Here is an 11746-nt window from a genome sequence, read left to right as displayed (position 1 = left end):
TTTTAGTCCGGCGGCGATTGTGCGAATCCTGAACTAAGCTCTAAGTCCGAATCCTGACAACCACAAGAGAAGGTTTCCATGACTCAAATGACTGCTTCCTTTAAGGCTTTGCTGATGGCTGCCGCCCTGACTCTGCCTGGACTGGCGATGGCGGCCGAGCCGGCCATGATGAAAGACGGAATGATGGTCGACCACAAGGGCATGACGCTTTACACGTTCGACAAGGACAGTGGCGGCAAGTCGATGTGCAACGGCGATTGCGCCAAGAACTGGCCGCCGTTGATGGCGCCGGCGGATGCCAAGGCTGAAGGTAAATGGACGGTCATCAAACGTGATGACGGCATGATGCAGTACGCCTACGACGGCAAACCGCTGTACACCTTCGTGAAAGATGCCAAGCCGGGCGATATGACCGGCGACAAGATGAAGGACGTGTGGCACGTGGTTCACGAGCACAAGTAAGTCACCGGCAGTGAAGCAGGATCGCGGCCCGCAGGCATAGCCTCGGGCCGCGATTCCTTGAGATCAGCGCAACGCGTAATCCAGCACGATCCCGACAAAAATCGCCAGCCCGGCCCAGTGGTTGTGCAAAAACGCCTTGAAGCAGCGCATCCGGTCCCGGTCGCGGGTGTACCAGAATTCCCAGGCATAGCACCCGGCCGCCACCAGCAGGCCGAGGTGGAACCAGATCCCCAGCTCGAATTTCGACCCCGCCAGCAGCAGACAGCCCAGCGACAGTACCTGCAAGGTCAGGATGATCACCCGGTCGGCATCGCCGAACAGGATCGCCGTGGATTTCACGCCGATCTTCAGGTCATCGTCGCGGTCGGTCATCGCGTAATAAGTGTCGTAACCCACAGTCCACAACAGGTTGGCGATCCACAGCAGCCAGGCCGTTGCCGGCAGCTCACCGGTTTCGGCGGTGAACGCCATCGGCATGCCCCAGGAAAACGCCGCGCCCAGCACCACTTGCGGGTAGTAGGTGTAGCGCTTCATGAACGGATAAGTGAACGCCAACGCGAGACCACCCAGCGACAGCCAGATCGTCGCGGCGTTGGTGCACAGCACCAGCAGGAAACTCACGCCCATCAGCAGCGCGAAGAACACCAGCGCCTCTTTCGAGCTGATCTTGCCGGCAGCAATAGGCCGCTGCGCGGTGCGTTTGACGTGGCCGTCGACCTTGCGGTCGGCCCAGTCGTTGATCACGCAGCCGCCGGCACGGGTCAGCACCACGCCGAGGACGAAAATCACGATATTGGCCAGGGATGGCGAGCCTTTGCCGGCAATCCACAGGGCCCAGAGCGTCGGCCACAGCAGCAGGTAAATGCCGATCGGCTTGTCCATCCGGGTCAGCTGGATGAAGTCCCAGGCGCGCGGGTTCAAGCGATTCAGGGATTTGAGCAGGCTTTGGTACATCAGCAGTTCTCCGGACGGGCGCGGACGGCTTTCCACAGCGCAGGCAGGAAAATCTCCGCCACCAGTACGCTCAATGCCCCACGGTCGAAACGCGAACGCCGTCCCCACAGGCCGGCAGCCCGGGAACCTTCGGGCAGCCAGTGCTCAGGGTAATGACAGACTTCAATGGCGCGCCGCTGGAACGCGTGATCGCAGAACAGCAGTTCGCCCAGCGAGCGGCTGCCCAGTTCATCCATGTGCAAGCCGTCGCCCTGCAAGGCACTGCGCGACGCCACGCTGCGGGCGAACACCCAGGCCTGGCCATGCCCGCGCAGATACACCTCACGCACCCAGCCTTCGCTGCCTTCGGCCAGATCCAGCGCGGCGCATTCGTCGTCGCGCAGGGTCTGCCAGCCTTCGAACAGCGGCGTCACGCTGAAGCCGTCATCGGACAGGCGCGTCAGCCGGCGGGTCAGGGAGCCTTCGTCGAACAGCCAGTCGAGCGTGGATGTGTCGGGGAGGGGTGTCAGTTCGCTTTGCGGGCGCCACAGCGGAGCGTTTGTGTGTTGCACAATGAGTCATTATTGGCAGCAAATGAGGCGGCGAGCTTACCATGCTGCACCGCGAGTTTGATTGATCCGGGTCGCCGCTGCGCCGAACAGGCTTGCATCTGCCCGGCACGATCAGTACAAAACGCCCTGAGCCGGACGGCAGCGCTGCACCATCGACCGTCCGCGCCGGTTAAAGCCTGAACCCTGAGGAAGTACCTGAATGAAAAAGTGGCAATGCATCGTTTGTGGCCTGATCTATAACGAAGCCGACGGCTGGCCGGACGATGGCATCGCGCCGGGCACCCGCTGGGAAGACGTTCCCGCAGACTGGCTGTGCCCGGACTGCGGCGTCAGCAAGGCCGATTTTGAAATGATTGCAATCGATTAATAAAAAAGGGAGTAGGCAATGAGCGCACCTGTCGTAATCGTCGGTACCGGGCTTGCGGGTTACAACCTGGCTCGCGAGTTTCGCAAACTCGATGGCGAAACCCCGTTGCTGCTGATTACCGCCGATGACGGTCGCTCCTACTCCAAGCCGATGCTGTCCACCGGCTTCGGCAAGAACAAGGACGCCGACGGCCTGAGCATGGCCGAGCCGGGCGCCATGGCCGAGCAGTTGAAGGCCGAAATCCGCACCCACACCCGCATCAGCGGCATCGATCCCGGCCACAAGCGGTTGTGGATCGGTGAGGAAGCAGTGAGCTATCGTGACCTGATCCTCGCCTGGGGCGCCGAAACCGTACGCGTGCCGATCGAAGGCGATGGCGGGGATCTGGTGTTCCCGATCAACGATCTCGAAGACTACGCACGCTTTCGCGCAGCAGCGGCCGGCAAGCGTCGGGTGTTGCTGCTCGGCGCCGGGCTGATCGGCTGCGAGTTCGCCAATGACCTGATTCTCGGTGGCTACGAGGTGCAACTGGTTGCACCGTGCGAACAGGTGATGCCGACCCTGCTGCATCCCGCGGCGGCGGCTGCGGTGCAGGCCGGGCTGGAAAGCCTCGGCGCACGTTTTCATCTCGGCCCGGTGCTGACCCGCCTGCAAAAAGTCGCGGATGGGCTGGAAGCGCACCTGTCCGATGGCCAGGTTGTCCCGTGCGATGTGGTGGTCTCGGCCATCGGCCTGCGCCCGCGGATCGATCTGGCGGCGGCCGCCGGCATCCAGACCAATCGCGGCGTGGTGGTCGACCGTCATCTGCAAACCTCTCACGCCAACATTTACGCCTTGGGCGACTGCGCCGAGGTCGACGGGCTGAATCTTCTGTACGTCATGCCCCTCATGAGTTGTGCGCGAGCGCTGGCACAGACCCTGGCCGGCAACCCGACCGTGGTGAACTACGGACCGATGCCGATCACCGTGAAAACCCCGGTCTGCCCGCTGGTGGTTTCCCCGCCGCCACGGGGCCGCGAAGGCGTCTGGACGGTCGAAGGGCAGGGCGCCGACGTCAAGGCGCTGTGCCACGACGCCGAAGGGCAATTGCTCGGTTACGCCCTGACCGGCGCGGCGGTGATGGAAAAACTCGCGCTGAACAAACAGCTTCCGGCCTTGCTGGCGTAAATACCGGTCGTTCTGTCGGAATCACCCCGCTTTTGCCCCCACAAACGTCGCGGGGAGACTGGCGCCGCCCTTAACCGCGTGCCATCCTCACTCCCGTCTGCCGCAGAGTAGAGCCTGCGGCGCCTTGGGCGCTGTTCCAACGAGAACAGCACGGACATAACAACAAAAAACCGTCAAAGGGGCTTCACTAATGCGTAAACCAGAACTCGCCGCTGCAATCGCTGAAAAAGCGGATCTGACCAAAGAGCAGGCCAACCGCGTTCTCAACGCCGTTCTCGAAGAAATCACCGGCGCCCTGCACCGCAAGGACAGCGTCACGCTGGTGGGCTTCGGCACCTTCCTGCAACGCCACCGCGGTGCCCGCACCGGCAAAAACCCGCAAACCGGTGAACCGGTGAAGATCAAGGCCAGCAACACCGTTGCGTTCAAGCCAGGCAAATCGTTGAAAGACAGCGTCAATCCATAATCGCGGCGAACGCCCGGTCAGCCGGGCGCGCTGCATGAAAAATGGGCATACCGATTGCGGTCGGATGCCCATTTTTTTGGCTGATGGCGAGCCGAGCTGGTCTTGGTGGATCGTTATGGGATTCGTCTAGCCGGTTACCCGTAGGTGGCCAGCACCATTCTGGCGAACTCGTTCTTGCTTGGCTGGTGTCCATAAGATTTCAGGTATTTACGCCACTCGGACTCGAGTATGGGACTTTCGTATTCGCCCTCCGTCGCCAGATGCGCAGCTGCATCGTCTATCAAGGCTTGGGTGTAATGTTTCGAGGGGCCGTCCGAACTGGCGTCTGAAGTTGAAATGAACGGTCCAACCGTTGTGAATAGCAACCCGATCCCGGTCAGCATCGAGAACTCCAAGGGGCCACCGTTCAATAGGCATCCAAATCCGATGCAGCCCTCAGCACGAGCAGAGGTGCTGGTTGTGAGCGTTAGCATGACAACCAAAGCGCATCCAAACCCTGATATTGATCGTTTATTGTGTCTGCCGCTCATGATGGTTTAACGCTCCCTGACGTTACTTATGGATCCCTTTGTTCAGTGATTGCAGATTGGCAAGTGACTGGAGGGGGTGAGATGCCTTACCAGCTCCCGAAGGGGATGCCGTATTTTTCGATGTAGGTTTTGGACTCCGGTGAAAGAGGTAGCGCGTAGCGTCCTCCATTTTTCCCTTGATACGGCCCCTGCTTGACGATGCTCCCTTCAACCCGAGTTATCTCGACAGACTTGAGACAAGGCGCTCCCAGCCAGACCTTGGCGATGCCGCCGGGCGCCAAGCCAATACCTATGCGGTCGCGGTAGTCTGTGATCCATTTGCCATCCAGTCTGCAAAAAGCCTTTTCCGGTTTGCGCATGATTTCCCGCGCGGACTCGGGAATAACAATGTAGGCCTCGTAGGTTTGAGGCTCTGCCAATGATTGCCATCGCACATAGATCAAGCGGGGAAGATCGGCACCGGTGACGTCACGTCCGGCGCCGCTGCCGGGGCTGTCAGGCCATCCTGCGGGCTTGCCCTTGTTGTCGGCGGGGGTGTTCACCGAGGCAATCCCGGCGCCGGCGCGTTTGAATACACGTTCGCGGATATCCACCACGTCGGCCGTTTCAATCCAGACCTCCATGTAGGCGGGTGCACCGAAGCCAAGATACCAGGGCTGTTTGGTGATCGGCTGTGCATTGCTTGGAGTGCAGAGCAACAACAGCAATCCGAAGATGAAACCTGTTTTTTTTTTGATGGGACGAGTGGGTTTATTCATGGGGGGTGCACCACTCGTTGTTTGTCTTTTGTCGGTCGGTTTATGAAAACAATGCTCATGTCGCTGTTGTTGAAATCTTTGGCTGCGTTCCAGTGCGCAGATAGGTGGACATAGCGACTGCGTAACGAAAATGAACGGTCGCACCACTGAATGAAGGGGATGTGATGCCTTACCAGCTCCCGAAGGGGATGCCGTATTTTTCGATGTAGGTTTTGGATGCATCTTTGAGAGGGCGATGTTGACCTCCGGATTTACCGTCATAGGGACCTTTGGGATTGATAGTTCCTTCGACTCGGGTAATTTCGACTGGCTTCAAGCACGGCCCCCTCAGCCACACCTTGGCAATGCCGCCAGGCGCCAAGCCAATAGTTACGCGGTCGCGGTAATCCGTGATCCATTTGCCATCCAGTCTGCAGTAAGCCTTTTCCGGTTTGTGCATGATTTCCCGAGCAGATTCGGGAATCACAATGTAGGCCTCATAGGTTTGAGGCTCTGCCAAGGATTGCCAACGCACATAGATCAGGCGGGGGAGATCGGCTCCGGTGACGTGACGCCCCGAGCCGCTACCTGGGCTTTCTGGCCAGCCCGCAGGCTTGCCCTTGTTGTCGGCGGGGGTGTTTACCGAGGCAATCCCGGCGCCGGCACGTTTGAACACACGTTCACGTATATCCACCACGTCTGCTGTTTCAATCCAGACCTCCATGTAGGCTGGTGCTCCGAAGCCAAGATACCAAGGCCGTTTGGTGATTGGTTGTGCGTGGCTTTGACTGCAAAGTGCCAACAGCAATCCAAAGACCAACCCCGTGTTTTTTTTGATGGACCGAGTGAATTTATTCATGGGGGTGCACCACTCGTTGTTTGTCTTTTGTCGGTCGGTTTATGAAAACAATGCTCATGTCGCTGTTGTTAAAGGCCTTGGCTGCGTTCCAGTGAGCAGAAAGATGGATATAGCGACTGCGTAACAAAGCCCGTTCTTTGATGGTCAGTCTCTCAACGGATGAATTTCCAAGCGCATAAGCCTCAAGTTTGGTGTGGATCGGGATCAGTTCCTCAGGCAGCGAAAGTTTTGAATCATTTTTGTCAATCGCTTCAAATGGCACACCATGTCTGACCCCCAGCTCACGCATGATGCGTAAATAAACCAGCGACAACTCACCGTGTATCGGGCGTTCAATCATGGCCGCAGCATAAACCCGCTTCTGGGGATCCGATGTGGATCTGCCCCTTTCCAATCGTTGAATGACAGGGGCTTCCCAGAGTGCAACCCGCAGTTGATTGCCTGGAGCGTCATCTTCGATGACGCCTTTCGTATACCAGGCAAACGCCTCCTTTTCGGCAGCGACATAGGCTGCGCTGCGGGTCGCTTCCTTGCTTTGGCTGATGGTGCTGGTGATCGGACTGCTCAACAGAAGTTTCTCCCTGGCTCTGGGCAGATAACCACCTCCCAGATCCGAGTGGGCGCCGGGTAATACCAGATCAATCTCACCCAGGCTGTTAAGGGCAAAGTTCTCGCGATGTTCATCACGCGCCACCAAGTGCACCACTTTGTTGGCGCAACCCTCCGGCAGCTTCAAGTTCAGTCCCGGATTTCTGCTGTTGGCGCCAGTGAAGTCGAGCAACCATGGATTGGCGATTGCCGCGACGGTATCAAACAGACCAATGAAATTGATGCTGATACTGGATTGTGAAACCCAGTCAAAGCTACTGACCAAGAACGGAGAGCCCGCTGGCAACGCCTTTGCGAGAATGCTGCGCTTGCCTTTTAGCACCTCGTTTGCGAAGTGCCGTGCAGCGGCGGCGCCTCGACTGAAACCGAAAATATCGAATTCGATTCTTTCTATTAGCGTGTTGGGGTTGCTATCAATCAGTGACCGAATTTGCTCCATGATTTTTTCAGGGCTCTGCTCCACACGAGCCAGAACACCCGTTTCGCCTCGGCCGGTTGCCTGTGCGTAAAGTGAGTCGTCTCCGTCAGCGGTTGTACCGATGCCTTCGATGTATACGCGCAAAGAAGCCTGTTTCGTGTTCTCTGGTAATACGTCAAAGGCATGGTCTGTATACAGCTCATGCAACCGCACGATATTGCTTACATCATTGCCGTAGCTGTTATCCGGTGAGTTGCCATTTCCGTCATAGCCATAAGCGGCGCAGTGCTTCTGAATCTCTTCGGCTGCCTCCGCCAGATTGGCATCTGGCGCATAGCAAGCCGCGACCGTTTCGCTGTTGGCCTTGTTGTTCCCCGTCCCATCGAAAAACACGCCGATCCGCAAGGTGATGCCGGCAGGCATTTCATCTTCCAGTTCAACTTCTTCCTCCTCTTCTTCGAGTTCGGCGACTTCCGGGTCTTGAGTGGATGAGGCCGTCAGTCCGGCCGCCAAGGCTCCCGCCATTGCGGCTTCTGGATGATCAGCGGCTCCGCTGGCGGACGTCTTTCCTCCCGCCACCATCTCGGTACTGCTGAAGATCCCGCCGCTGTCGATCACGATGTTGTGACCGCCCGCCTTCAGCGTGATGCTGGCGCCGGCATCCAGCACCACGCTGGCGCCGGCCTTGATCTGCACCTGCTGGCCCGCCTCGACGGTAATGATTTTCCCGGCCGTCGTCTGGCTGCTGCCCTGGATGCTTTCCCAACGATCGCGCCCGACCGCCAGCCGGCTGTCATGGAGAACCTGCCGCTCCATGTCGCGCTGGGCGCGCAGGTAAACCAGTTCCTGACCGGCGCGGTCTTCAAGCGTCAGTTCGTTGTAGCCACCCGTGTCAGGCGAGCTGCGACTGCGCAGCACGGTTCGGGTTTTGTGCTCGGGAAGCTTGTACGGCGCGGGAGTGATCTTGTTGATCACGCAGCCGGTAATCAGCGGCTTGTCGGGATCACCTTCCTCGAAGGTCACCACCACTTCCATCCCGATGCGGGGGAGGGTGACGACACCGAAACCGTTCCCGGCCCAGCTCGACGAGACCCGCACCCAGCAACTGCTGCGCTCACTGTTTAATTCGGTCCGGTCCCAGTGGAATTCGACTTTTACGCGACCGAACTCATCGCAGTAGATCTCTTCGCCTTTGGGGCCGGTCACCCGGGCGGTCTGGCTGACCAGTGGTGGCCTGCGTGCGGGAAGCGGCGGACGGAAAACTACCTCGGCCGGAATGGCGTGGAAGGTGTTGCGATAGCCTTGGGTAAAACCGTCCGCCGATTGAGTTTCGCTGCTAACCGACTCTTCGAGCACTTGCGGCTGCCGCCCGGTGTGGGTGATCCCGAGCAGCAGCCACAGACTGTTGTATTTCTGGCGAGGGTGTTCGGTCAGTTCAAGCAGATGGCCGCAGCGCAAGGTAGGTTGGTTGCTTTGACCCTCTGCCATTTCATAGTCTGCGCGATGGCGCTCCAGGGCCTGACGGGCCAGTTGCTTGCCACGCTTTTCGTTGTCCAGCGGCAACGGGTATTGGTAGTCCTCAAGCGTCGGGGTGAATTCGGCGCTGAAGCGGCTTTCGATTAAAAGCGTCGGTCGCCTCAGGTCATAGTCGCGTCGCGTGACCCGGCTTGTCCGGGTGGCGGCGCGCAAGGAGAACCTGCTGACTACTGGATATTCCGGGACCATCCCGCTATCCCGGCGATAGGGTGTGGCACGCAATGTCGGGAGGAACACCGAGTCATCGGTGAACACCAGCAAATGGCCTTGTGCGGAGTGCTGGTGATGCCAGGCGATTCCGTCCTCGGCACACACGCGCTGAATGAACTCGAAATCGCTTTCGTCGTATTGGGTGCAGTAATCCCGTGCTGCTAGGGGCTGGACATGGAACGTGAACGCATCGGCGAGGATGCCGTGTCGCTTGAGTGTTTGCGTGATGATCTGCGGGACAGTCTGCCCCTGGTAAATCCGTTGATCGTGACTGAACTGCAAATAGTGCAGGCTCGGCACCAGAGTCAGGCGATAACGGGTCAGGCGTTTGTCGGATTCACCCGCCAACACATCGTCGATGCGTCCATGAATGCCTTCACCGTTCAGGCCGAACTGCAGGAAGGCAGGCTGACTGAGCAGGCCTTCCATATCGAAGTCGGGGTCTTCACTGACCAGTTCGACGTGGATGGCATAAAGGGTGCTGATGGTCTCGGTGCCTTCGAAGGCCAGCACCTTGAAGTCGTTGCGAACAGCGGGAATCTGCAGCGTAAAGCGCGCAGAACTGACAGCTCCAGACATACGCTTGTCCTTAAGCAGAGAGGGGAAGACGGCGTGATGTCGAAACCCTCCCTGGTCAGCGCACGCGAACATTGGCCGGCACGCTAACAAGGCGTTAAACAGATTTATGTAAGAAGGATCGCTTGTTTAAGTCGGAGCTTTCCGGGTTGTAAAACAACGTGGAAATTGTGGGAAATGGCTGTGAGAAACTGACGGCGAATGATTGGAATCCTGCGTAATAGTCTTATGCAGGCAAGGATCCAGGACTATTAAACATATAAATGCCATCAAATTGATGGCACTTTTAATGTTGTCTGTTGTCGCCAGTCATTTGTTAATAAATGGCGGTGTATTTTCGGAAGCGTCCTACTTCAAATTTTTTCGGGGTTTGTCATGCTTTCGCCGCTTACTTGTGGAACGAGCGTGCAGATGTTCTCGATGCCGCGCGCCGGCCGCTCTGGCCCAATGCTTTCGGAAGGGATAGGCTTAAAGGTGAAATATAAAGGGACATCAGGGAATCCCCTGTCACATATAGGGCGATCTCCTACAGCGCCCAATGAACAGTTCGTCTTGTTGTTTAATCGGATGCTTGCTAGTGGCCATCATAGTGATTACGATGCGCGCACTTGAAAGAGCAAGCACTCAATTGGATGAGTCTTCCGACTGCTCTTCGATACTGTCCCGCGCCGCTGCAACTCCAATAGGCGCACGACCGTAATCCTAATAAAGGCCATGGATGTCCTACTCAAGCAAACTTTCCGCCCATTACCTCGAACTCGCTAAAGTCTCTGTTTCCAAAGAGAATTTTGCGGGCGAAGACGTTCGTTTCTCGAGCGAATTCGAGGCCTTGGAAAGCGAGCTGGCCAAAGCCTCGTCGATGCACGAAAGCGGGCAGATCGACTGGCTGAAAATTCGCGAAAACAGCGAAAACCTCCTGCGTACCCAATCCAAGGATTTGCGTGTCGGCGCCTGGCTGACCTGGTCGCTGTACCAGCGTGAATCCTTCCCCGGCCTGCTGGCCGGCCTCGGTTTTCTGCACCATTTGTCGGAAAACCACTGGGCCGAGATTCACCCGCTCAAACCCCGCACCCGGGCCGCCGCCATCGGCTGGCTGGTGCCGCGTCTTGAGCAGGTGATCACCGAGAACATCGCGATCAAGGAACAGCTGCCGATGTTCCGGCAGTTGTCCGAGCATCTGTCCGGTCTCGACGCCGCCTGCACCGAGCACCTGGGCGATGATGCGCCGCTGCTGCTGCCGCTTTCTCGCCGCCTGAAAACCATGATCCAGCGTGCCGCTGACAATCAGCCGGCACCCGGCGTGGTGGGTGCGGCGGTGGCGCAGGTCAAGCAGGCCGCCAGCCAGTTACTGGCCCCAGGTGCGCCGATTGACAACGAAAAAGAAGCCCACAAAGCCCTGCGCGCCCAGCAGGAAAGCGCCCGCCCGCTGTGCGCCTGGTGGCTCAAGCAGAAAGCCACCGACCTGCGCGCGCTGCGCCTCAACCGCACCTTGCTGTGGATGACGATCGATGCGGTGCCCGAGCGCAACGCCGAGCAGATTACCGTGCTGCGCGGGTTGCCGGTCGACAAGCTCAAGCAGTATCAGGACCGCTTCGATCAGGGCAAATATGCCGACCTGCTGGTGGAACTGGAGGCGAGCCTGGCGAAGGCGCCGTTCTGGTTCGATGGCCAGAGGATGGTCTGGGAATGTCTCCAGAACCTCAACGCCGAGCTGGCCATGCGCGAAGTGGAAATCCACTTCGCGCTTTTGATTCAGCGCCTGCCCGGCATCATCGAGCTGCGTTTCCATGACGGCGCGCCGTTCGCCGATCCGTCCACCCGGGCGTGGATCGCCGGCAACGTCATGCCGCACCTGCAAAGCGCCAGCGCGCCGCGCAAGGTCGAGACCGAGAACGTCGAAACCCAGCCAGCCTGGGAAAAGGCCTTGGAGGAAGTCCAGCCGATCCTGCGCAAGGAAGGCCTCAAGCCTGCCGTGCAGATCCTCAAGCAGGGTCTGCAATCGGCGCACGGCGGGCGCGAACGCTTCTTCTGGCAGTTCGCCCTCGCGCGGCTGTGCTTTCTGGCCAAGAAATACGAACTCGCCAAGAACCAGCTCGAAACCCTCGATCAGACATTACAGGACTCAGGCCTGCACGCCTGGGAGCCCGATCTTGCATTGGAAGTGCTGCACCTGCTGCACAGTTGCTGCGAGTTGTTACCGCAGAACCATGCCGTACGTGAACGCAAGGAAGAGATTTATCGCAGGCTGTGCCACCTCGACCTCGAAGTGGTACTCGAATAGGCCCCAGGGCCACAACCGCAAGG

At 58.6% G+C, this 11746-nt stretch carries 11 protein-coding genes; 5 read left to right on the top strand and 6 right to left on the bottom strand.

Annotated elements, in window-relative coordinates:
• Positions 1-78: 78 nt before the first annotated feature.
• Entirely contained in the window at positions 79-462 is a 384-nt protein-coding gene (locus ABFB52_RS00460; RefSeq protein ID WP_007954346.1) for a hypothetical protein, read from the top strand.
• 63 nt (positions 463-525) lie between these two features.
• Here ABFB52_RS00460 and ubiA read toward each other — a convergent pair whose 3' ends face one another.
• Both ubiA and ABFB52_RS00450 read right to left on the bottom strand, forming a co-directional pair.
• A complete protein-coding gene (ubiA, locus tag ABFB52_RS00455; protein ID WP_085747942.1) occupies positions 526-1416 on the bottom strand; it encodes a 4-hydroxybenzoate octaprenyltransferase in 891 nt (296 codons plus the stop codon).
• A complete protein-coding gene (locus ABFB52_RS00450; RefSeq protein WP_129972437.1) occupies positions 1416-1967 on the bottom strand; it encodes a chorismate lyase in 552 nt (183 codons plus the stop codon). Before ABFB52_RS00450 ends, ubiA begins: the two co-directional genes overlap by 1 nt.
• Positions 1968-2166: 199 nt before the next feature.
• Between ABFB52_RS00450 and ABFB52_RS00445 the strand changes: the two genes are divergently transcribed.
• The 3 genes from ABFB52_RS00445 to ABFB52_RS00435 all read left to right on the top strand — a co-directional run bounded on the left by ABFB52_RS00445 (position 2167) and on the right by ABFB52_RS00435 (position 3967).
• Complete coding sequence (locus tag ABFB52_RS00445; RefSeq protein ID WP_127800683.1) at positions 2167-2334, top strand: rubredoxin; 168 nt, start codon at positions 2167-2169, stop codon at positions 2332-2334.
• A gap of 18 nt (positions 2335-2352) precedes the next feature.
• On the top strand, positions 2353-3501 hold the full coding sequence (locus ABFB52_RS00440) for an FAD-dependent oxidoreductase (RefSeq protein WP_129972436.1): 1149 nt from the start codon (positions 2353-2355) through the stop codon (positions 3499-3501).
• Positions 3502-3691: 190 nt separating this feature from the next.
• A complete protein-coding gene (locus tag ABFB52_RS00435; protein WP_003213368.1) occupies positions 3692-3967 on the top strand; it encodes an HU family DNA-binding protein in 276 nt (91 codons plus the stop codon).
• Between the two features lie 134 nt (positions 3968-4101).
• On the opposite strand, the gene ABFB52_RS00430 is transcribed toward ABFB52_RS00435, so the two are convergent.
• The 4 genes from ABFB52_RS00430 to tssI form a co-directional block, all read right to left on the bottom strand.
• Entirely contained in the window at positions 4102-4350 is a 249-nt protein-coding gene (locus ABFB52_RS00430; protein WP_236187597.1) for a hypothetical protein, read from the bottom strand.
• A 233-nt stretch (positions 4351-4583) separates the two neighbouring features.
• The gene (locus ABFB52_RS00425; RefSeq protein ID WP_129972435.1) at positions 4584-5255 is read right to left on the bottom strand and encodes a DUF2931 family protein; all 672 of its coding nucleotides are present in this window, start codon (positions 5253-5255) and stop codon (positions 4584-4586) included.
• Positions 5256-5424: 169 nt separating this feature from the next.
• Complete coding sequence (locus ABFB52_RS00420; RefSeq protein WP_129972434.1) at positions 5425-6093, bottom strand: DUF2931 family protein; 669 nt, start codon at positions 6091-6093, stop codon at positions 5425-5427.
• Complete coding sequence (gene tssI, locus ABFB52_RS00415) at positions 6086-9445, bottom strand: type VI secretion system tip protein TssI/VgrG (protein WP_129972433.1); 3360 nt, start codon at positions 9443-9445, stop codon at positions 6086-6088. The genes ABFB52_RS00420 and tssI overlap by 8 nt, the downstream gene beginning before the upstream one ends.
• Before the next feature lie 715 nt (positions 9446-10160).
• Here tssI and tssA point away from each other — a divergent pair.
• A complete protein-coding gene (tssA, locus tag ABFB52_RS00410) occupies positions 10161-11723 on the top strand; it encodes a type VI secretion system protein TssA (protein WP_102688427.1) in 1563 nt (520 codons plus the stop codon).
• The last annotated feature ends 23 nt before the right edge of the window (positions 11724-11746 follow it).

The sequence above is a fragment of the Pseudomonas sp. 9.2(2024) genome, from assembly GCF_039695385.1.
GTDB classification, from domain to species: domain Bacteria; phylum Pseudomonadota; class Gammaproteobacteria; order Pseudomonadales; family Pseudomonadaceae; genus Aquipseudomonas; species Aquipseudomonas paraglycinae.
Note: the sequence above shows the minus strand (reverse complement) of the source record. Positions and strands in the feature narration are given on the sequence as shown.

Excerpts from the sequence above, each read along its gene's own strand:
- ABFB52_RS00460 (WP_007954346.1), top strand. The coding sequence starts at position 79 with ATGACTCAAATGACTGCTTCCTTTAAGGCTTTGCTGATGGCTGCCGCC.
- ubiA (WP_085747942.1), bottom strand. The coding sequence starts at position 1,416 with ATGTACCAAAGCCTGCTCAAATCCCTGAATCGCTTGAACCCGCGCGCC.
- ABFB52_RS00445 (WP_127800683.1), top strand. The coding sequence starts at position 2,167 with ATGAAAAAGTGGCAATGCATCGTTTGTGGCCTGATCTATAACGAAGCC.
- ABFB52_RS00440 (WP_129972436.1), top strand. The coding sequence starts at position 2,353 with ATGAGCGCACCTGTCGTAATCGTCGGTACCGGGCTTGCGGGTTACAAC.
- ABFB52_RS00435 (WP_003213368.1), top strand. The coding sequence starts at position 3,692 with ATGCGTAAACCAGAACTCGCCGCTGCAATCGCTGAAAAAGCGGATCTG.
- ABFB52_RS00430 (WP_236187597.1), bottom strand. The coding sequence starts at position 4,350 with ATGCTGACCGGGATCGGGTTGCTATTCACAACGGTTGGACCGTTCATT.
- ABFB52_RS00425 (WP_129972435.1), bottom strand. The coding sequence starts at position 5,255 with ATGAATAAACCCACTCGTCCCATCAAAAAAAAAACAGGTTTCATCTTC.
- ABFB52_RS00420 (WP_129972434.1), bottom strand. The coding sequence starts at position 6,093 with ATGAATAAATTCACTCGGTCCATCAAAAAAAACACGGGGTTGGTCTTT.
- tssI (WP_129972433.1), bottom strand. The coding sequence starts at position 9,445 with ATGTCTGGAGCTGTCAGTTCTGCGCGCTTTACGCTGCAGATTCCCGCT.
- tssA (WP_102688427.1), top strand. The coding sequence starts at position 10,161 with ATGTCCTACTCAAGCAAACTTTCCGCCCATTACCTCGAACTCGCTAAA.